This window comes from Bradyrhizobium betae, from assembly GCF_050632175.1.
Classification (GTDB): Bacteria; Pseudomonadota; Alphaproteobacteria; order Rhizobiales; family Xanthobacteraceae; genus Bradyrhizobium; species Bradyrhizobium betae_B.
Genome location: NZ_CP192576.1, coordinates 4,937,246 through 4,958,159, shown reverse-complemented (window position 1 = coordinate 4,958,159; position 20,914 = coordinate 4,937,246). Strand labels below are relative to the sequence as shown.

General features: G+C 63.9%; 16 protein-coding genes and 4 pseudogenes. 2 read left to right on the top strand and 18 right to left on the bottom strand.

What is annotated here, in order from left to right; translation table 11 throughout:
- Window positions 1-23 precede the first annotated feature (23 nt).
- The 12 genes and pseudogenes from paaE to ACQ86E_RS23830 form a co-directional block, all read right to left on the bottom strand.
- Window positions 24-1,104 (bottom strand): annotated as a pseudogene (gene paaE, locus ACQ86E_RS23885) (1,2-phenylacetyl-CoA epoxidase subunit PaaE).
- 126 nt (window positions 1,105-1,230) lie between these two features.
- A pseudogene (gene paaD, locus ACQ86E_RS23880) lies at window positions 1,231-1,716 on the bottom strand (1,2-phenylacetyl-CoA epoxidase subunit PaaD); the annotation flags it as partial.
- Between the two features lie 12 nt (window positions 1,717-1,728).
- Window positions 1,729-2,505 (bottom strand): 1,2-phenylacetyl-CoA epoxidase subunit PaaC, encoded by a 777-nt coding sequence (paaC, locus tag ACQ86E_RS23875; protein WP_431202067.1) that lies wholly within the window; start codon window positions 2,503-2,505, stop codon window positions 1,729-1,731.
- Window positions 2,505-2,792, bottom strand: a complete 288-nt coding sequence (gene paaB, locus ACQ86E_RS23870; protein WP_015687593.1) for a 1,2-phenylacetyl-CoA epoxidase subunit PaaB — start codon at window positions 2,790-2,792, stop codon at window positions 2,505-2,507. Before paaB ends, paaC begins: the two co-directional genes overlap by 1 nt.
- A 10-nt stretch (window positions 2,793-2,802) precedes the next feature.
- Window positions 2,803-3,795: a 1,2-phenylacetyl-CoA epoxidase subunit PaaA gene (gene paaA / locus ACQ86E_RS23865; protein WP_431202066.1), complete on the bottom strand. Its 993-nt coding sequence runs from the start codon at window positions 3,793-3,795 to the stop codon at window positions 2,803-2,805.
- A gap of 76 nt (window positions 3,796-3,871) precedes the next feature.
- Complete coding sequence (gene paaX, locus ACQ86E_RS23860) at window positions 3,872-4,738, bottom strand: phenylacetic acid degradation operon negative regulatory protein PaaX (RefSeq protein ID WP_431202065.1); 867 nt, start codon at window positions 4,736-4,738, stop codon at window positions 3,872-3,874.
- Window positions 4,739-4,951: 213 nt separating this feature from the next.
- Window positions 4,952-5,722 carry a lipase family alpha/beta hydrolase gene (locus ACQ86E_RS23855; RefSeq protein WP_431202064.1) on the bottom strand — a complete coding sequence of 257 codons (771 nt, stop codon included), beginning with the start codon at window positions 5,720-5,722 and terminating at the stop codon, window positions 4,952-4,954.
- Window positions 5,723-5,909: 187 nt separating this feature from the next.
- Window positions 5,910-7,196 carry a DUF445 domain-containing protein gene (locus ACQ86E_RS23850; RefSeq protein WP_431202063.1) on the bottom strand — a complete coding sequence of 429 codons (1,287 nt, stop codon included), beginning with the start codon at window positions 7,194-7,196 and terminating at the stop codon, window positions 5,910-5,912.
- Between the two features lie 172 nt (window positions 7,197-7,368).
- The gene (locus ACQ86E_RS23845) at window positions 7,369-7,824 is read right to left on the bottom strand and encodes a phasin (protein WP_375310213.1); all 456 of its coding nucleotides are present in this window, start codon (window positions 7,822-7,824) and stop codon (window positions 7,369-7,371) included.
- Window positions 7,825-8,012: 188 nt separating this feature from the next.
- Complete coding sequence (locus ACQ86E_RS23840) at window positions 8,013-8,606, bottom strand: GNAT family N-acetyltransferase (protein WP_431202062.1); 594 nt, start codon at window positions 8,604-8,606, stop codon at window positions 8,013-8,015.
- Window positions 8,603-9,685 carry a PHA/PHB synthase family protein gene (locus ACQ86E_RS23835; RefSeq protein ID WP_431202061.1) on the bottom strand — a complete coding sequence of 361 codons (1,083 nt, stop codon included), beginning with the start codon at window positions 9,683-9,685 and terminating at the stop codon, window positions 8,603-8,605. The genes ACQ86E_RS23840 and ACQ86E_RS23835 overlap by 4 nt, the downstream gene beginning before the upstream one ends.
- Window positions 9,682-10,065, bottom strand: a complete 384-nt coding sequence (locus tag ACQ86E_RS23830) for a hypothetical protein (protein WP_431202060.1) — start codon at window positions 10,063-10,065, stop codon at window positions 9,682-9,684. Before ACQ86E_RS23830 ends, ACQ86E_RS23835 begins: the two co-directional genes overlap by 4 nt.
- 158 nt (window positions 10,066-10,223) lie before the next feature.
- On the opposite strand from ACQ86E_RS23830, the gene ACQ86E_RS23825 reads away from it, so the two are divergent.
- Window positions 10,224-11,138: an alpha/beta fold hydrolase gene (locus ACQ86E_RS23825; RefSeq protein ID WP_431202059.1), complete on the top strand. Its 915-nt coding sequence runs from the start codon at window positions 10,224-10,226 to the stop codon at window positions 11,136-11,138.
- Here the strand turns inward: ACQ86E_RS23825 and ACQ86E_RS23820 are convergent.
- The 6 genes and pseudogenes from ACQ86E_RS23820 to ACQ86E_RS23795 form a co-directional block, all read right to left on the bottom strand.
- Entirely contained in the window at window positions 11,135-11,809 is a 675-nt protein-coding gene (locus ACQ86E_RS23820; RefSeq protein ID WP_431202058.1) for a spermidine synthase, read from the bottom strand. The two genes, ACQ86E_RS23825 and ACQ86E_RS23820, sit on opposite strands and share 4 nt — an antisense overlap.
- A 122-nt stretch (window positions 11,810-11,931) precedes the next feature.
- Window positions 11,932-15,166, bottom strand: a pseudogene (locus ACQ86E_RS23815) (bifunctional cytochrome P450/NADPH--P450 reductase).
- A 116-nt stretch (window positions 15,167-15,282) separates the two neighbouring features.
- The gene (locus ACQ86E_RS23810) at window positions 15,283-16,278 is read right to left on the bottom strand and encodes an alpha/beta fold hydrolase (RefSeq protein ID WP_431206548.1); all 996 of its coding nucleotides are present in this window, start codon (window positions 16,276-16,278) and stop codon (window positions 15,283-15,285) included.
- Between the two features lie 21 nt (window positions 16,279-16,299).
- Window positions 16,300-17,850, bottom strand: a complete 1,551-nt coding sequence (locus tag ACQ86E_RS23805; protein ID WP_431202057.1) for a WS/DGAT/MGAT family O-acyltransferase — start codon at window positions 17,848-17,850, stop codon at window positions 16,300-16,302.
- Between the two features lie 45 nt (window positions 17,851-17,895).
- Complete coding sequence (locus ACQ86E_RS23800; protein ID WP_431202056.1) at window positions 17,896-18,696, bottom strand: esterase/lipase family protein; 801 nt, start codon at window positions 18,694-18,696, stop codon at window positions 17,896-17,898.
- Window positions 18,696-18,952, bottom strand: a pseudogene (locus ACQ86E_RS23795) (DUF6489 family protein). The gene ACQ86E_RS23800 and the pseudogene ACQ86E_RS23795 overlap by 1 nt, the downstream one beginning before the upstream one ends.
- Before the next feature lie 344 nt (window positions 18,953-19,296).
- On the opposite strand from ACQ86E_RS23795, the gene ACQ86E_RS23790 reads away from it, so the two are divergent.
- A complete protein-coding gene (locus ACQ86E_RS23790) occupies window positions 19,297-20,895 on the top strand; it encodes an ABC transporter substrate-binding protein (RefSeq protein WP_431202055.1) in 1,599 nt (532 codons plus the stop codon).
- Window positions 20,896-20,914: the final 19 nt, after the last annotated feature.

Sequence of the window (20,914 nt, the reverse complement as noted above, 5' to 3'; positions counted from 1 at the left end):
TTGCCGGGCCCTGATACGTCCGCTCAGACATGGTCATAATCGACCACGACCCGTTCCGACGATGGCTTGGCCTGACAAGTCAGAACGAAGCCGGCCTTCAGTTCCCAGGGCTCCAGCGAATAATTGATGTCCATCGGCGCCTCCCCTCGACCAATTTGGCGCGGCAGGTCGAGCACATGCCCCCTTGCAGGCGAAGGGCAGATCGACGCCGGCGCGCAGCGCAGCATCGAGGATCGCCTCGTCCTCGGCGACCGGCACGTCGCGGCGCTTGCCGTCGATGATCAGCGAGGCGATCGCCTTCGGCGGCGTGTTGGGCGCAACGGCCTTCTTCGGTCGCGGCTTGCCGCCGAATTCGGAGACGAAGCGTTCGACATGAATACGCTCGTCCGCGATGCCGAGATCGCGGCAGGTTGCCTCGATCTCCTCGCTCATGCCCAAGGGACCGCAGATGAAGACATGATCGACGCTTGCGGCCGGCACCAGCGAGCGCAGCAGCACCCTCACCTTGTCACCGTCGAGCCGGCCATGCAGGATCGGGATGTCCTGTTCCTCGCCGGAAATGACGTGGAAGATCGAGAGACGATCGATGAAGCGGTCCTTCAGTTCCACGAGCGCTTCGAGGAACATGATGTTGTCGGTCGACCGGTTTCCATAGAAGAGGAAGAAGCGGCTATGCGGCTCGCGCGCCAGCACGCCCTTCACGATCGACAGGATCGGCGTGATGCCGGAGCCGGCGGCAAAGCCGACATGGACGCGCCCGATATCGGCCAGCGCGACCACGCCGAAGCGTCCGGTCGGCGTCATCACGTCGAGCTCGTCGCCGCATTTCAGCTCCTCCGCGGCCCAGCTCGAAAACGCGCCTCCATCGACCTTCTTCACGGCGATGCGAATCTCGCCGTCGTCAGGGCCGGAGCAGATGGAATAGGAGCGGCGCACTTCCTCGCCGTCGAGCATGGTTCGCAGCGTGAGATACTGGCCGGGCGTGAAGGCGTAGTCCCGGACGAGTTCGCCGGGGATGGCGAAGGTCATGGAGACGGCATCCGACGCCTCGCGGCGGAGGTCGTTGACGGCGAGGCGATGAAAGCGCGGTGCGGCTGCGGACATCGGGATTGCTCTAGAAGCTCGTCATTGCGAGGAGCGAAGCGACGAAGCAGTCCAGACCGTCTCCACGGAACGGTTCTGGATTGCTTCGCTTCGCTCGCAATGACGATGGGGTTGGCATTCTGGCACTCAATGACACTTGAAATAATCGAAGGGCTCGCGGCAGGCCTTGCAGCGCCAGAGCGCCTTGCAGGAGGTCGAGCCGAACTCGGACAACAGTTCGGTCTTCTCCGAGCCGCATTGCGGGCAGACGACGACCTGATCGCCGAACAGCGCGCGGCGCGAGCTCGACGCTTGCGGCGGCGCGATGCCGTAGGCGCGCAGCTTCTCGCGGCCCTCCTCGCTCATCCAATCGGTCGTCCAGGCCGGCGACAGCACGGTGCGGACCTTTGGATGATGGAATCCGGCGCGCTCCAGCGCGACCTCGATCTCGAGTGCGATCATGTTCATAGCCGGGCAGCCGGAATATGTCGGCGTGATCGCGACCTCCACAACATCGCCGGCGAAAGCGACATCGCGGAGCACACCGAGATCGGCGATCGTCAGCACTGGAATTTCAGGATCGACCACGCTCGCAGCCGCATCCCAGGCGCGCTGGCGTAGCTCTGCGTCGCCCTCGAGCCGCTATCACCATGTCAGCCCCGGAAAAGTCCGCTGCATCGATTGCAGCTCGGACAGGAGATGGCCGAGATGCTCGCTGTGTCGGCCGGAGCGGCCGCCCTGCTGCATCCAGTCATTCTGCGGCAGCACCAGCGTTGCCTCGCTGACGACATCGGAGAGCGTGGTCAGCCAGCGGCCGCGCAGGGTCCCGGGATCGATGGCGATACCGGCATGGATCAGGGCGCGCTCGCCATCATCGACCGCGAACATCTCACCGGTGAAGGCCCAGAGATGATCGATCGCGGCTTGCACACGGCTGTGACTCTCCTCAGTTCCGTCACCGAGCCGGATGATCCATTCCGAGGCGTGGCGCAGATGATAGCCGCTCTCCTTCTCCGACTTGGCGGCAATCGCGGCAAGAGTCGCATCGCGCGAATGCATCATCGCGCGCCAATACAGATCGGCGAAAGCGGAATAGAAGAACTGCCGCACCAGCGTCTGGGCGAAGTCGCCGTTCGGCTGCTCGACCAGCAGCAGATTGCGGTACTGCCGCACGTCGCGCATGTAAGCGAGCTTATCCTCGTCATTGCCCTTGCCTTCGGATTTGGCTGCGTAGGTGTAGAGTTCCCGGGCCTGGCCAATGAGATCGAGCGCGATGTTGGAGAGTGCCATGTCCTCTTCCAGCATCGGCGCATGCCCGCACCATTCCGACAGCCGATGTCCGAGGATCAGCGCATCGTCGGCCCGGCGCAGCGCATAGAGCACAAGCGGCGTTTCGGAGATCTCAGTATTGGCGCACCCCATCACATGTGCCCCACTTCTTCCGGCACCTCATAGAAGGTCGGGTGCCGGTAGATCTTCGATTCCGCCGGCTCGAACATCATGCCCTTCTCGGCGGGATCGCTCGCGGTGATCGCGCTTGATGGCACGACCCAGATCGACAGACCCTCACCGCGGCGGGTGTAGATGTCGCGTGCGGCTTGCAGGGCCATGGTGGCGTCGCTGGCGTGCAGCGAGCCGACGTGCTTGTGCGCAAGCCCGTTGCGGCTGCGAATGAAGACCTCCCACAGCGGCGTGTTCGGCGTGGCCATCGTGATCTCCTTATTCTGCTGCCTGCGCGGTCGGGCGACGCGCGCGCTTTGCGGCATAGGCGGCTGCCGCCTCGCGCACCCAGGCGCCCTCGTCATGCGCCTTGCGGCGCGCGGCCATACGGTCGCGGTTGCAGGGGCCGTTGCCCGCGAGCACCTGCTTGAATTCGGTCCAGTCGATCTCGCTGTAGCGCCAGTGTCCGTCGGCATCCTGAACCATGCCGGGATCGGGAATGGTAAGGCCGAGATACTGCGCCTGCGGCACGGTCGCATCGACGAACTTCTGGCGCAGCTCGTCATTCGAGAAGCGCTTGATTTTCCACTTCGTCGAGGTGTCGCTGTGCTGGCTCGTGGCATCGGGCGGCCCGAACATCATCAGCACCGGCCACCACCAGCGATTCAGCGCATCCTGAGCCATCGCCTTCTGCTCATCCGAGCCGCGGCACAGCGTCACCATGATCTCGTAGCCTTGGCGCTGGTGAAACGATTCTTCCTTGCAGACGCGGATCATCGCGCGCGCATAGGGACCGTAGGAGCAGCGGCACAGCGGAATCTGGTTCATGATCGCGGCGCCGTCGACCAGCCAGCCGATGGTCCCGATATCGGCCCAGGTCAGCGTCGGATAGTTGAAGATCGAGGAATATTTGGCCTTTCCCGCGAGCATGGCGTCGACCAGCTCCTCGCGTGATGTGCCGAGCGTCTCGGCGGCGGCATAGAGATAGAGCCCGTGGCCGCACTCGTCCTGCACTTTGGCCAGCAGCGCGGCCTTGCGGCGCAAGGTCGGCGCGCGCGTGATCCAGTTGCCTTCGGGTAGCATGCCCACGATTTCGGAATGCGCATGCTGGGAGATCTGGCGCGTGAGCGTCTTGCGATAGGCCGCCGGCATCCAGTCGTTCGGCTCGATACGTTCCTCCGCATCGATGCGCGCCTGGAACTGCGCAGCCTTGCCCGCGTCCTCGAGACCGCGATCGTCGGTCTCGGCCGTGTTCAGCGCCTGAGTGTACATGCGCATCCTCCCGTTTTATTGGGGGACAATATATAACAGAAATTACGTCATGCAAGATATTTCTGTAACATATACCTCAGGCCTCGAACCTCCGTTCCAGGAGCTTCCGCGCCGGCGGCAGCGGGCCTTTTTCGTTCGTTCCGTGGCCATCAAGCCATTGTTCCGACGGCGCGAGCAACGCCCGATAGATCTCGCCGCAGAGCTCGCGGGCGGCCCTGCCCGGCCAGTCTGCCGGCAGCAGGCTATCCGGCAGCAGCGGATCGCGCAGCACGACGCGGCGATAATGGTGGATCAGGAGAATGCGTGCGGTGAAGGCGTCGGCCTCGGACAGATCCGTGCCGCGCGCGAGTGCGGCGCGCAGCGGCTCGAACGTCTTCATGAACTTCAGATAGGCATCCGCGGTACGCTTCAGCGGCCAGCTCGCACTGAGAAGACGGCGGCCACTGTCATCCTCGGCCGAGACTTCGAGGCGGATCGCACCCGCGGCTTCGTCGGGCACCGGCACGCCTGACGGCGCGACCCACACGCCCGGCAGCGGGCTGCCGAAGCCGGCATTGCGCAGCGCCTCGCGCGAGGCGTCGCGATCCTCGCCATTGCCTATCAGCAGGAGTTCAAAACGGCCGGTCCAATCCGATGGCGGCGGATCATAGATGTGGCGTGTCGCTGCTTCAAAGGTCTGGCGGCCCTTGTCGGCCAGCCGATAAAAGCTGTTGCGGCCGACCTTTTCACGCGTCAACCAGCCATCGGCGGCAAGGCGCGACATCGCGGTACGCACGACGCCGCTGTCGATATCAAGGCTTGCGAAGAATTCCAGCAGCGTACCGAGCCACACCACACCGCCACGCGGCACGATGGCGTCGCCGAACACGGTGATGACGATGGAGCCGGTGCGCGACGGTTCGCGCTTGAGCTGGTCGACGATGCGGGAGAGCGGATGCGCCATGCGTGAGGCATAGCGCGTTTGGTGCGGGCGCGACAATGGACGGGAACGACGGCTCTTCTCCTTCTCCCCGCTTGCGGGGAGAAGGTCGGGATGAGGTGGAGTCTCCGCAGGGTCGGTGAGAGTTGGACGCGTGGAGAGTCCCCCTCACCCGGAATTTGCTATCGCAAATTCCGGCCTCTCCCCGCAGGCGGGGAGAGGCGAAGAAAGAGTACCCTACCTGTGCGGATCGGGATACGCGAGGCTCCGCCAACCGCTGCGGTCGAACGGCCGCCACTGGCCTTCCTTCTGCGCGAGCCGATCGGCCACCGCGTAGACGACGGCGGGGTGGTGACCCATGCCGCAATGGCTGCTGTCGACCTCGATGCTCTCGGTTTCAGCTCCCGTCTTCTCCATGCAGCCTTGCCAGGCGCAGACGCCGTCGGTGCGGCTGAAGATGGCGGTGGTCGGCACCGGCGGCGGGACAGCCAGTTCGCCGCCGAACTGCGGATCGGCCTGATCGGCACGTTGTCCACTTGCCCATTCGTAGACGCGCCAGGCATTGGTCGATTTGGGATCGCCCGCGAAAGGACTGCCGAGCGTGATCACCTGACGCACGCGCTCGGGCATCATCTTGGCGAGCTGGCGCGCATAGAGACCGCCGAGGCTCCAGCCCACCAGGCTTATTTTGCGGCCATGGGTGTCGCTGAGTTCCTCGATCAGATCCAGCATCGCGTGCTGAACGCCCTCGCGCAGGCCGTAATTGCGGCCCTGGCGCCAGCCGCTCACCGCGTAGCCCTTGCTCAATAGAAAGGTGCGCAGCGCGCGTGTGGATTCATCCGAGGCCACAAGGCCGGGCAGCACCAGTACCGGATGCCCGTCGCCGCGCGGCGCGAGGCTCAGCAGCGGCAGCGCGCCGAGGAATGCGCCGAACTCGTGGATCGCGCGCCCTTCCAGAAACATCAGAGTACGTGACGGCGGGCGGAGCGTCTGAGCGGTAGCGGTCATCAATGAACCCCTGGAAAGAGGCCGGCAGCGATGCCGGCAAATCGGTATGAATTCCAATACGCCGGCATCTCGAACGTTCCGCAGCGCAGCATGAATCAGCCGGGCGGCCGGTTCCAGTCATTCAAGCCGGTGGAACGCGGGGCGACAATAGGCCCCGGGGCTTATGCTCACGGCCGTGACGCAAAAGTCACAACAATCGGACCAGGAATTCTACGGAGTAGAGCGCAAGTCCGGCGAGGCCGCCGATCAGCGAGCCGTTGAAACGGATGTATTGCAGGTCGCGCCCGATGTTAATCTCGATCAGCGAAATCAGCTGCGCCATGTCCCACGCCTTGACCTGATCGGAGATGAAGGTCGAGACGCCGCTCTTCTGGTCCGCGACGAAGCTGCGCAGCACCGCCACCAGCCCCTTGTTGATCTCGCGGCGCAGCTCGGCATCCCCCGCGAGCGCTTCGCCGGCAGCGACGAACATGCCGGCAAGATGATGCTGCAGCACCTGCGTCTCACCACTCGCGCTGCGCTCGATGAAGGAGCGCGTATTGGTCCAGACGGTGCGGGCGAGATCGGCAAGCTCGGGCCGTGCCAGCAGTTCGCGTTTGAGGCCGTTGATGCGATCGACATAGGCCTGATCCGTGCCCAGCCGGTCGACGAAGCCCAGCACCATGCGGTCGAACTCGCCGCGGAACGGATGCCTGGGATCGGCGCGCACTTCATCGAAGAAGGCGGTGGCGGACGCTACGATCTTGTTCACCAGAAATTTGTCGGCGCGGTAGAGCCGCAGCAGGGTCGGCAACTCCGCGCGCACCTTCTCGCGGATCATCGCCATCGTGTCTTTCTGATTGAGCGTCTCGTGCATCACGCCCAGGAGATCGTCGAACAGGATCTGGTGCCGCCCCTCCGCCACGAAGCCGCGCAGCGTTCCGGCGGCAAGCGGCGCAAGGTCGATCGCCTGGAGCTGCGAGGACATGCGGCGGATGATGAAGGTCATCAGGCCCGAGCTCTCGGTCGCGGAGACGGCCTCCGGCAACAGACGTAGCGCGAAGCGCGCGAGGTCATCGCTGCGCTTGCGGTCACGCAGCCAGTCGGCGACGAAGGAGCCGAAATCGATCTCGTTCAGCTTGGCCTCGACGGGGCCTGAATCGAGGAAATGCACCTGGATGAACTCGCCGAGCTTGTCGGCGATGCGGGCCTGGTTGCTTTGGATGATCGCGGTGTGCGGGATCGGCAGGCCGAGCGGCCGCTTGAACAGCGCGACCACGGCATACCAGTCGGCGAGCCCGCCGATGGTCGCGGCTTCCGCGAATGCCGCGATGAAGCCGAACACGGGATGCACGGGCAGCAGCCATTTCGCAACCACGAACAGCGCGAGCGTCGAGGCCAGCACCAGCGTCGCCATTGCTTTCACGCGCCGCAACTCGGCCGCGCGTTCGGCGTCGCCCGGAGTATCGAAGGAGAAGGTGGCCAGTGGAGTCATCGCCGCATCACCCTACTCGTCATTGCGAGCGAAGCGAAGCAATCCAGACTGCCTCCGCGGAAAGACTCTGGATTGCTTCGTCGCTTCGCTCCTCGCAATGACGGCTGTGGCAACAAAAACAAAAGGCCCGCCGAAGCGGGCCTCAAATTCAGTTTGGTCTAAAGGCGCCGGATCAGGCGGTCTTGTTGTAGACCTTGGCAAAATTGTCCTGAGCGGACTTCGCTCCGTTGGCGGCGAGCTTGCCGAGATAGTCGGTGGTCGCCTTGGCGCGCGAGACGAACGCTTCGCCGCGGGCGCGGAGCAGGCTCGACTGGATCTCGACGGCTTCGCTGAACGACTTGGCCGACGCCAGCTTATCGATACCCGAGAAGAAGGCCTCGGCGTCCTCGTAGATCGCCTGCTGGATGTTGCGGCTGATCTTGCCGGCTTCAGTGACGGACTCGGTCACCGCGTTCTCGACGGCAGCGGTCACCCGCTCGGAGCCGGCGAAAGCCTCGGCGGCACGATCCTTGGCGGTGCTGGCGGTCTTCTTGACGAACTCGCGGGCAGCCTCGGGAACTTCCAGGTTCTGGATGTTCTTGAAAGCGTCCTTGAAGCCTTCGAAAGCGGTGTTGGTTTCGGTGGTCATGGGGTTCTCTCCATCCTCATTGGGCTGAGCTATGGGCTCACCCCGTCCTTGTTGACCCGGGGCACTCCCTATATGGCATAGTTAATGGTGCACTGCAATATTCATATTGCAGTGCGATATCACGAATCCGTGAACAGCCTTAATTGGAGGCATCATGGTGCCTCTGTGACCAGCCCGATCCTTCGAGCCTAGTGCTGGACGGCTCCTGGCAGGCCATAGGCCTCCATCTGGGCCTGGACCTGTGCGACGTTGTGGCCGAGCACGACGATGTCATGGGTCTTGCCGTCAATGTCGCGGACATGATCGCGCAGCAGCGCCTCGGCCTTGAAGCCGAGGCTTTCGAACAGCGCGATCGCCGCCTGCTGGTCGACCGTCATCTGAACTGAAAGCTTCTCGAGGCCGGCGCCGAGCGCGAGCGTAAAGGTCTCCTGCGACAGCACCCGCCCCACGCCCTTCCCGCGCACGTCGAGGGAGACCACCATCCGGATCTCGCCGACATGGGGCGACCAGGAATGCGGATCGCGCACCAGCGTGCCGCAGCCGACGACCCTTCCGTCCTTCACCGCGAGCAGGCTGGTGATCGCGCCTCGCTCGATCTCCTTGACCCAGGCCGACAGCACCTTCGGTTCACTGATATTGCGAGGCAGGAACAGCAGGTCGTGCGTTGGCAGGCCCTTGCCGAAGGCAAGCACAGCAGCCTCGTCCGCAGGCGACATCAGGCGGATCTCGATATCGCCGGCGTCTGTCTTGATGTGACGCGGATAGCAACGCTGCTCGCTCATGTCGATCTCTTCCCCAGCCAGGAATCAAGTTTGGGCCACAACCGCTTCACTGCGTTGGCGCCCGCGACGAGCGAGACGTGACCGCCCTTCAGCATCACCTCTTCCTTGTCCTCGGACCCGATCTTCGCAATCAGATGCTTTGCGGCATCATAGGGCACGATGTGATCGTGCTCGGCGACCGCATGGAGGAACGGCACCTTGATGTCTTCGAGCTTCGCCGCGCGGCCGCCGACCGACATGGTGTCGTTGTAGAGCTTGTTGTCCCACATCAGATCCTTGGTGATACCGCGGAAATATTCGCCCGCCAGCGGCAGCGTGTCGGTCGCCCAGCGGTCGAACATGCGATACGACTTCACGAATTCGTCGTTCCAGATGTTCTCCCAGAGCTGGATCTGGCTCGCCGCGCGCGAGGCCGGGCGCAGCATCTCGAACGAGGAGAGGATCATCTCCGGGGGCACGTTGCCGACGCTGTCGACGAGACGGTCGACGTCGAAATAGCGGCGGTCGGAGAAGTTCGAAAACAGCTTCATCTCGCGGAAATCGATCGGCGTGGTGAAGCAGATCAGATTCTTCATCGGCCCGTCGTTGTGGATCGCGCCGTAAAGCAGCGACAGCACGCCGCCGAAGCAATAGCCGATCACGGAGACGTCCTGCTCGCCGGAATCGGCTCGCACGCGGCGCACACAATCCGGGATGAAGTCGAGGACGTAGTCCTCCATCCGCAGGCTCTTCTCCTCCGGTCGCGGCGCGCTCCAGTCGAGCATGTAGACATCGTATCCGCGCTTCAGGAGGAACTCGATGAAGCTCTGTCCGGGCACGAGGTCGAGAATGTAGCCGCGGTTGGTGGTCGCCATCACGATCAACACCGGCACGCGGTAGATCTCGTCCGACATCGGCCGGTAGTGATACAGGCTCATCGTGCCGCGCGAATGCATCACGTCCTTCGGAGTCGCGCCGAGCGTCGGGCCCGAGGTCGAGAAATACTCGACGCCCTTGATGCTGCGCTGGATGGCGCGCTGCACCTCGGACTGAATGCGCTCCGGGATCCCCGCGAGATCGAGTCCGGCGGGAGCATTCATGCCTGCTCTCCGCCTTCGGATGGCGGGCGCTTGGTGCGCGGCGGCCGCAATGCGGTATCGGAGCCTTGGGATACGCCCGCACTTGCCGCCATCTGGTTCAGCATCGATTTGATCTCGCCGATCTGGCCCTCGATCGCCTGCAACCGTTCGGCAAGGCCGGTGACCTGCTCGCGGCTCGGCAGGTTCATCGTGACCAGATATTTCTCCATGAGTTCGCCGAGCTGCTTCTGTGCACCTGCAGCAACGCCGCCGGCCCGGTTCACGACTTGCGAAAACTCGGGCGAGGCCATGGCCTGATTGGCAAAGGAGTTGAACCCCTTTTCCATCTCGCCAACCATCTTCTGCCACATGGCGACGGGGTCATGGGTCTTGTCGGTCATCGGCGTCCTCCTGTGATCGAGAGCTGCGATGCCCTTCTTTTTCGCCATACCACACCGTTGCGAGGTGCCGGTCAACCGGCAAGGCGCAGGCGTGCGCGGCTTCATTGCGACGGCAAACCGTGCGATACAGCGGGGGTCAAAGCAGAGGGAACGCAGCCGTGACCACTCATCAGCCGCCCCAGACCGTCCGCGCCAACGGCATCGACATCTGCTACGAGATCTTCGGCGGCGACAATGCCGAGCCGCTGCTGCTGATCATGGGGCTCGGCGCGCAGATGATCCATTGGGACGATGCGTTCTGCGAACAGCTCGCCGTGCACGGCTTTCGCGTGATCCGCTTCGACAATCGTGACATCGGCAAGTCGAGCCATCTGACCGGCGGCAAGCGCCTGACGCCGCTCGAGCTGCTGAAGCTGCGCTTCCTCAGGATTCCCGTCGCGGCAACCTACAAGCTGATCGACATGGCAAAGGACACGGTCGGACTGATGGATGCGCTCGGCATCAAGTCGGCTCATCTGGTCGGCGCGTCCATGGGCGGCATGATCGCGCAGGAGGTGGCGCTGTCGTTTCCGCAGCGCGTGCGCTCGCTGACCTCGATCATGTCGACGACAGGCAATCCACGCGTCCCGCCGCCGACACGCGAGGCCGCAGCGATGCTGATGGCGCCGCCGCCGCGCAGCAAGGAGGAGTTCATCGCCCGCTTCGGCCAGACCTGGAAGGTGTTGCGCGCCGGTTCCTTTCCGGAAGAGGAAGCGCTCGATCTGGATCGGGCCGAACGCGTGTTCGCACGCGGGCTCAATCCGGCCGGCGTCGGCCGGCAGCTCCGCGCCGTGCTCGCATCCGGCAGCCGCAAGGAGCGGTTGCATCATTTGAAGACGCCGACGCTCGTCATTCACGGCACCGTCGATCCGCTGGTGCGACCCGAAGGCGGCAAGGATACTGCGGAGTCAATTCCGGGCGCAAAGCTGCTGATGATCGACGGCATGGGGCACGCGCTGTCCATGCGTTTCTGGCCCGATATCATCGGGGCCATCGACAAGCATGCGCACGGCGCGGTGGCCAACGCAGCTTAAGCCTTCGTCGCCATCCAGATCACGTGGCGCGCACCGCCGCCTCTGCCGGTGGCGCGGACAGCGACTTCGTTGACGTCGAAGCCGGCGCGCTTGAGACGCTTGGTGAAGGCGGGGTTGGGCCCCGACGACCAGACCGCCAGCACGCCGCCCGGCCGCAGCGCCGTCTTCGCCGCCGTCAGCCCGCTCGCACTGTAGAGCGCGTCGTTGCCCTTCCGGGTCAGCCCCTCCGGCCCATTGTCGACGTCGAGGAGAATGGCGTCGTAGGCTGCGCTCTTCGCCCGGATGATTTCGCCGACGTCGATCTCGCGGATCTTCACTCTTTCATCGTCGAGGCTGTCGCCGAACACCTCGGCCATCGGGCCGCGCGCCCAGGCGACCACCGCCGGCACCAGCTCGGACACCACGATCTTCGCCTTGCTTCCGAGCACGGTGAGCGCGGCGCGCAGCGTAAAGCCCATGCCGAGGCCACCGATGAGGACGACGGGTCTTGCGACCTTTTCGATCCGCTTCGCCGCCAGCGTCGCGAGTGCGGCCTCCGACCCCGACAGGCGGTTGTTCATCAGCTCGTTGGTGCCGAGCTTGATGGAAAACTCCTTGCCCCGCCGCATCAGGCGAAGCTCCTCATCGGAGCCGGGGATCTTGGCGGTGTCGAGTTTTTCCCAGGGAATCATGGCAGAGCTTTAGCACGATTTGCCTGGTAGCCCGGATGAAGCGCAGCGCAATCCGGGAAACCCTAGCCTGAGGAAATACCGCCCCGGATTTCGCTTCGCTCCATCCGGGCTACAAGCTGCGGCTACCCGCCCGCCCAGACGTCCAGCACATACCGATTCTTCGCGCCCATCTCCTCGATCCAGCGCGCACCAGCGGCGGCATCGCTGCCGCTCTTCTCGCGGTGGATCGCGACGAGGGCCGCCTTCACGTCGGGCTCCATCTTGCCGCCGTCACCGCAGACATAGATGATCGCGCCCTGCTCGATCAACGGCCAGACCTTGTCCATCTGCGCGGCGAGGACGTGCTGCACATAGGTCTTCGGTCCTTCCCCACGCGAGAAGGCGGTGAACAGCTCGGCGATGCCGCTCGCGGCCAGCGCCTTCAGCTCGTCCCTGTAGAGAAAATCCTGATCCGGATGGCGGCAGCCGAAGAACAGCATGGCCGGGCCGAGGGCGGCGCCCTTCGCCTTCCGCGCGGCGCGCTCTTGAAGGAAGCCACGGAACGGGGCCAGTCCCGTGCCAGGCCCGATCATGATGATCGGCACGGCGGGATCATCGGGCAGCCGGAAGCCGGCCTTGGTCTCGCGCACCGTGGCGTAGATCGCATCGCCCGCCCGCCGATTGGCGAGATAGTTCGAGCAGACGCCCTTGTAGGTGCCGCGCCCGGAAGCGGCCGGCCCCTCGACCACACCGACCGTGATGCTGCAACGTGTTGGATCCACCGACGGCGACGACGAGATCGAGTAGTAACGCGGCGCCAGCAGCGAGAGCATTTCCAGGTAGACGTGGAACGGCAATTCGCAGGCCGGATATTCGAGCAGCAGGTCGAACACCGATTTGCGCCTGGCCAGAATCCCGGAGCGGTAACGCTCGAGCCGGCTCCGCCTCCTCGCCGACGAAGGCCAGCAGCTTCGGTTTGGTCACCGGACAGCGGGTATGCTCAGCCATGATCTGGATCTGCTTCCGCGTCGCCACCTGCTGCAGCTCGACGAACTCGCTGAGCAGGCGGCCGACCGACACGGCATCGCCGACCGGCAATTGCGCGCGGCGGCCCTCGGCGACCTGAAGCCTGATCTGGTCGGCGGGCAGAAAGCCGAAACGGCGGGCAACCGAATCCACCAGCGTCGGATCGTTGCGCGGGACGACGCTCAAGTGATCGCCGACGCGATAGCTGATGTTGGCCGGCAACTGCACCTCGATATGGCGCGTCGAACGCTCCGACGGATTTGACCCGGTCTTGTTCTGGAGCTCGTCATTGACCAGCACCTTCATCGCCACCGCGCCACCCTGCGCCACGATGGTGTTGATGGCCGTTACCGCCACCGGCTCGATCGCGTAGAGCGGATCGTCCTCCGCAGTGCGGGTGAAATTCCAGTCGATGCCGAATTCCTTGGTCGCGACCTGGGCGGCCGCCGGGAACCATTTCTGGAACTGGCCATCGAGATCGCTGCGCGCATCTCCTTCGCCGCGCGGATAGACCGCACGTGCGCCGTGCTTCGACAATTGCTCGTCGATGAAGCGCGGCACCGATTGATACGTCGCGGCCCAGTCGCTGTTACCGCAGCCGAACACGGCGTAGCGCACATTTGCAAAGGCATCCTTCGGCAGATCGTCGCCGAGCCATTTGACGAACTGCGTCGCGTTATCCGGCGGCGCGCCATTGTAGGAGGCACAGATGATCAGCACGCCGCCTTCCTGCGGCAGCTTGCCGACGTAATCGTCGAGTGCCCCGAGATGCACGGCGAAGCCGTTGATCTCGGCAAGGTCGGCCATCCGCGTTGCCAGCTCCTCTGCGGTGCCGAGATTGGAGCCGTAGAGCACCAGCATCGGCGTGTTGTGGCCAGGCCGCGCCGTCGGCTGCCGCGGCGCCTTCGGCGCTGCGGACGCCGCCACCGGTCCACCGTAGGCGCCTCGCTCGCGATCGGCGCGCGGGCGCACCTTGATCTTGAAGCCCTCGGGCTTCATCGTCAGGGTTTCCTTCAGATGCATCTGATAGCGCTGATGGTCGATCAGCTTGAAGCGCTGCAGGATCATGCCAAGCGCAAGCGCGGCCTCGTGCATGGCAAAACCGCGGCCGATACAGGCGCGCTGGCCGTTGCCGAACGGCTTCCAGGCGTTGATCGGCCGTTTCGCCTCGGCCTCGCGGCTGAAATTCTCGGGGTCGAAGGCGTCGGGACTGGGTCCCCAAACAGAGGGGTCGCGATGCAAGGCCGTCACCAGGATGGTGGTGAAGGTGCCCTTCCTGAGCTTGTACTTGCCGCCGCCGATGGTCTCATCCTTCAGCGGGGAGATGCCATAGGCGGGTGCCGGCGGCCACAGCCGCAGCGCCTCCTTCAGGACCTGCGTGATGTAGGTGAGCTGCGTTACCTGCTGATAGGTCGGCTTCGCATTGACGTCGGGGCCGAAGACGCGGTCGACCTCGTCATAGGCTTTCTTGAGGATATCGGGGTGTTTGAGCAGCGCATAGATCGTGCAGGACAGCAGGCCGCTGGTGGTCTCGTGCCCGGCGATCAGGAATGTGTTGATCTGGTAGCGGATGTTGACGTCGTCGAGCTGCTCGCCGGTCGCGCGGTCGACGCCGGTCATCATGGCGGCGAGCATGTCCTTCTTGTCGTCGATACCCTCAGCGCTCTTGCGGCGCTCGGCGATGATCTCGTCGACCATCCTATTCATGAAGGCGACGTCTTCGGCGAGCGTCTTGCGCCGCTTCTGCATCCAGAGCTGCTCGAACGGCAGGCCCCGCGTCATCATGATGGTTTCGAGCGATCGCACCAGAGACTCGACGAAAGGATGATAGTCGCGCCGGTAGAACGAATTGAATCGATACTCGAACCCGCACAGACCGATCGTGTCCAGCGTCAGCGCGGTCATATCGTGGACGACGTCGATCTCGTCGTCGGCGTTGAGCCGCTCCCATTTGTTGACGAGTTGCTCGGCAATGTCGACCATGTTCGGATGGTAGGACTGCATGGCGCGGTTGCCGAAGGGCTGAAGCAGGATGTTGTGCGCCTTGCTCCAGTTCGGTTCGCGTGTGTCGGCCGTGAACAGGCCGTCGCCGCCGACCGCGCGCACGCGCCGCAGCGCGCCGCGCACCGTCTTGTCAAAGCGTTTCTCGTCGGACAGCTCGTCGACGAGATCGTGGCCGGAGACGACGACGATCGGCGAGCCCATCATGTCGAGCCAGAAGATCGGGCCCAGCTCTTTGGCAAGCCGCGTCAGGTGCTGCACCGGAGCGGCTGAGTCCAGCGACAGCATGTTGCCCACCACCGGCTTGGTCGGCGGCTGCGGGATCGGGTCCAGTCGGTTCTTGGATGACATTGAAATGTAGTCCCCCTGCCTCACTGTCGTCATTGCGAGCGAAGCGAAGCAATCCAGAAACACATCCGCGGAGACAGTCTGGATTGCTTCGTCGCTTCGCTCCTCGCAATGACGAATTAGCCAAACCGCCTTCTACGCCATTCGATCAGCTTGGCGCTGACCTCCTCCGGCTTCTCCTGCTGCGTCCAATGGCCACTGTCCTTGACCAGATACTTTTCGAGGTCGCTCACGAGCTTCTCCATGCCGTCCGCCGCCGACGGCGGCAGCACCGCGTCGTTTTCCGCCATGATCATCAATGACGGCACGCTGATGTGGTGGTCGAGCCCCTTCGCGCGCTCCCAATTGCGCGTGAAATTGCGATACCAGTTGATGCCGCCGGTGAAGCCGGTTTTCGTAAAGGCGTCGACGAACACCTTCTTCTCGTCGGCCGACAGGATCGGCGTCCGCGGATCGTGCCGGGCGTCGTAGGCCGCAATCATCTGCGGAAACGCAAGATTGGTCTTCGACGAAGCGCCGACGCCCGCTACGGGAGGTTCGGTCGGCTTTGCATCGGGCCGGGCGAGCGGCTTGCGCATGAAAGCATCGAATGTCTGCTCGACCCGGCTGCCAAAAATCCGGTCCGGCTCGCGCGCGGGATCCTGGAACTGGACGATGTACATCTGGTCGCCGAAACGCTGGCGGAACAGTGCGATCGGATCGATCGGCGCGCGGTCCCAATGCGGGGTGTTGACGCCGACGACGCCGGCGACCCGCGCAGGATGGCGCAGCGGCATCTGCCAGACGACGAAGCCACCCCAGTCGTGACCGACGAAGATCGCCTTGTCGATCCCGAGATGATCGAGCAGCCCGACGAGGTCGCCGGTCAGATGCTCCATGTCATAGGCTTCGACCGGTTCCGGCCTGTCGGTCGCGCCATAGCCGCGCTGGTCGGGCGCGATCACGCGGATGCCGGCCTCGCTCAGCGCCTTGATCTGGTGACGCCAGGAAAAGGCCAGCTCGGGCCAGCCGTGACACAGCACGACCGGCGGCGTGTCCGTGACCGGACCCGCCTCGTAATAGCCCATGCGGATTCCATTCGTCTGCGCGAATTTGAGCGGCGGCATTTCAATCATCATGAGATTCCTGGCAAAGTCCTATTCTGCTGCGCCCTTGATGTCGGCCGCAGGCGGGGCGTAGGCCCCTTCGAGCGCGGCAAACTCCGCCGGCAGCATGTCGCACATCACCTGCACATGCGGAATGATGTTGGCGCCAACAATGAAGCCGAAATCGAGCTGGTCGCGATAGCTCTGCACCGTGATGTTGAGCGCCTGCCCGTGGGTGGAGATCGATACCGGGAAGATGTGCAGCAGCTCGGCGCCCGCGGCATAAAGCGTCTGCCGCGGCCCCGGCACGTTGGACACCGTGATATTGGCGGCCGGGGGCAGCACGTCGGACAGATTCGAGCGGCTGTAGAGCAACGCCAGAATCTGCACCATCATCGGCGCACCGAGCATCGAGATGTTGGAGACCTGCGGCATCAGCGCGCGCAGCGGGTGCGACATCTCCTTGGACTTGGTCGACTGTGCGATGATCGCTTCCAGCCGTGCCTTGGGATCCTCGATATTGGTCGCGATCGAGCAGATCATGCCGAACACCTGGTTGTTGGCCTCGGTGTTGCCCTCCTCGCGGAGCGAGATCGGCACGGCCGCCGTCAGGGATTTCGCCGGCAGCGTACCGTATTGCTGGAGGTAGCGCCGGACCACGCCTGATGCGAGCGCAAGCACGACGTCGTTGAGCTTGCCGCCGGCCTGTTTGGCCAGCGCCTTCGCCCGCGACAACGAGATCGAGACGCCGGCAAAACTCCGCTCCGACGAGATCGTCTTGTTGAGCATGGTCGGCGGCGACACCATGCTGGCAAGGCTCTCGCGCGATTTGGGATCGGAGATCTTGCCGAGCACGTCGGAGACGCTCTTGACCATGGTCGGGATGTTGCCCGCGAAGCGCACCGCGCTCTCGATCTGGTACATCGCGTTGTCGAACAGGATCGAGCCGATGTCGCTCTTGCCGGTGCGCGGCAGTTGCAGGTTCTTGGCGGCCGCCGAGGCGTCGAGCGGCTGGGTGAAGAGTAGCTGGTAGGAATCGAGCAGGTTCGCCGCGATGTCGCGCGGCTCCTGCCCGGGCCTGGCTCCTGCCGCCGGCGGATCGACCTGCCGCGGGATCGGCGAGATGTCGTAGATCATGTTGGTGAGCGCCGCGCCGGCCCCGCCGTCGATCGCGGCATGGTGCATCTTGGAATAGAGCCCGACCTCGTTGTCCTTCATGCCCTCGAACACGTAGAACTCCCACAGCGGGCGGGCGCGGTTCAGGAGCTTGGCGTGCATCCAGCCAACGATGCGCTCGAGCGTGGCGCGGTCGTGCGGCGCCGGCAGGCTGGCGCGGAAAATGTGACGGTCGATGTCGAACTGGTCGTCCTCGACCCAGGAGGGATGGTCGATGTCGAGCGGCGCCTTCTCCAGCCGCGCTTTCAGGATCGGCGCGATGTGCAGGCGCGAGACGATCATCGCCTTGAAGTCTTCGAAGAAATCGCCCTTGTAGTCGTCGGGCAGGCGAAAGATCGCCATGCTGCCGACATGCATCGGCATTTCCGGCGTTTCCAGATACAGAAACGATGCGTCCAGCGACGACAGCTTCTTACCGTCAGCCATAATTCCCTCCCACGCATAGCGACGGGCGCCTTAGGGCGCTTCTCGTCAGGCCGATATTGCCTGTTCCGGCGGGGCATATGCAATGGCAAACGGCCCGGCCCGGTCAAATGGGGAGAACTCCCCCTCCGGTTGCGCCAGGCGGTCCGCCACGGCCCACAGCGCCGCGGGGTTCACGCCGAGCCCGATATGGCTCGCCAGGCGCACCTCGATGTTCTCGGCGCGGTCGGAGGGCCGCAACAGACAGGTGCGCCAGTTCACGATGCCGTCGGCACGCGAATAGATCGACGTCGCAGGCACCGGGAGATCGCCGGCGATCGCCTCGCGCGCTTCCGCAAAATCCTCGACACGCTCGCCGGACATCATCTCGTAAAGCCGCGTCGCATTGGTGGCCCGCACGTCATTGGCAAACGGACTGCCGAGCGTGACGACGCAGCGGACCATCTCGGGCGCCTGAAGCGCGAGATCGCGGGCATAGACGCCGCCGAGGCTCCAGCCGACCAGGCTGACCTTGCGGCCGCTCGCGGCATAGATCTCGGCGAGACGGGCCTGCAAGGCCTGGCGCATCCGCCCCAGCCCACCCAGATTGCGGCCCATCCGCCAGGCATGCGCGTCATAGCCTAGTTCGCTGAGATAGCGCCGCATCGGTGCCATCGAGAGGTCGCTGGCGAGAAAGCCCGGCAACGCCAGAACCGGATGGCCGTCGCCTCTGGGCGCGCGCATCAGGACTGGTGACAGCAACAGGCTGGCGTTGAACTCGAACAGGCCACGGGCCTCGGCAAGCAGCAGAGCGAGGCCCGGCGGACGAAGCCGGCCTGACGTCTGCGGCCCTTCCGGCCCGCGCGGCATTATTTCTTCTTGTCGCCGGTGCGCGTGCCGCCGAGGCCGGCCATCGTCACGAACATGTCCTGAAACCGCTCTGCAATCTTGGGATCGAAGGTGAACCAGCTCTGGATCAGGGATTCGGGCGAGACCTTGTCGATGTTGGACATCATCTGCTGTTGCAGCTTGTCCATCACCGCGGTCTGCATCGGCATCACGTCGGGCAATCCGAAGAACTGGCGGGCTTCGAGGGGGTGCAGTCGATTTCGATGTTAACTTTCATGTCCCCTCCGGATGAGATTCGAGCGGCGTCACACAGTATCGCCGCGACATGGTGTGCGACGCAAGCGACCTGACACCGGGCCTGGACACCGGCCTCCGCATTCGGCGGACATGGTCAATCAAATCGGCCTTTCCTCTTTATTCCCTCCGCCGGTCGAAAGTCGAATGTCGTCCATGAGCCTCTCGCCACTAAATTGTTGATCAGCATTGCTGCACAGCGGTGCAAACTGGCGCGTTCCTTGCTGGAATGGCGCTTGCACGGGTCGAGAACTCTGGGCAACATGGATCGATCGGCCCCGCCGAACAATCAAGAATGACGGCGCGGGCGAGTGGAGAGGGTCAAGAATGTCAGTCGGACGAAGTCTCTTTGCGGCGACGCTCGCCGGTGTGGTTGCGATGGCGGTCTCGCCGGCGTCGAGCCAGACGCTGCGCTACGCCAACCAGGGTGAGCTGAAGTCGCTCGACCCCTACACGCTGAACGAGTCGACCACCAGTGCGCATCTCGGCCATGTCTATGAAGGCCTGGTCGCCCGGGACAAGGACCTGAAGATCATCCCGGCTCTCGCCGAAAGCTGGGAAACGCCGGAGCCGACACGCTGGCGCTTTCACCTGCGCAAGGGCGTGAAGTTCCACAACGGCGACCCCTTCACCGCCGACGACGTGGTGTTCTCCGCCGAGCGCGTGCGGGCAAAGGGCTCGAACTTCCAGAGCCGCGTTCCCGCGGACGCCAAGGCCGTCAAGATCGACGATTACACCGTCGATTTCATCCTCACATCGCCCAATCCCATCCTGACGGCGCTGTGGGCGACCTGGTACATCATGGACAAGAAATGGGCAGAGGCGAACGATGCGGTAGCACCGACGCCCGCTGCCGCGACCACTCCGAGCTACGCCTCGCTTCATGAAAACGGCACCGGTCCCTTCATGATCGAGAGCCACCAGCCCGGCGTGAAGACCGTCTTCAAGGCCAATCCGAACTGGTGGCGCAAACCGGAACATAATCTGAAGGAGATCGTCTTCACGCCGATCGCCAACCCCGCCACGCGTGTCGCGGCCCTGTTGTCGGGCGAGGTCGACGTCATCGAGCCGGTTCCGGTGCAGGACATCGAGCGCGTCAAGGCGAGCCCGAACGCCACCGTGCTGACGGGACCTGAACTCCGCACCATCTTCGTCGGCATGGATCAGGCGCGCGACGAGCTCCTGTACTCCAACATCAAGGGCAAGAACCCGTTCAAGGACGTTCGCGTCCGCGAAGCCGTCTACAGGGCGATCGACGTCGACCTGATCAAGAATCGCGTGATGCGCGGCCTTTCCACGCCGTCCGCGTTGATGGTCGCACCGGAGATCTTTTCCGCGAAGGACCTCATCCGCCCGAAGTTCGACCCCGACGCCGCCAAGAAGCTCCTCGCCGACGCGGGCTATGCCGGCGGTTTCGAAGTGACGATGGACTGCCCGAACGATCGCTACGTCAATGACGCCGCGATCTGCCAGGCGATCGTGGGCATGCTCGCCCGCATCAACATCAAGGTGGACCTGCTGGCCCAGCCCAAGGCTCAGTATTTCGCCAAGGTGCTGAAACCCGGCGGCTACAAGACTTCGCTATACATGCTGGGCTGGACCCCGGATACACTCGACTCCCAGAACGTGCTGCACGACATCATGGGCTGCCGGGATGATCCCAAGGACCCCAACCGCGGCGAAGCCAATCTCGCCGGCTATTGCAACAAGCAGTTCGACGAGCTCGCCGACAAGGTTCTCGTCGAATCCGATACGGCCAAGCGCGATCTCCTGATCAAGCAGGCGTTCGAGATTTCGATGAAGGACTGGGGCTATATCCCCTTGCACCAGCAGGCGCTCGCCTGGGGCGTGTCGAAGAAGGTGAAGCTGACCCAGCGCGCGGACAACATGGTGATGCTCTACTGGGCGACCAAGCAAGAAGAGTAGGTGTAGACAAGTTGTGAAG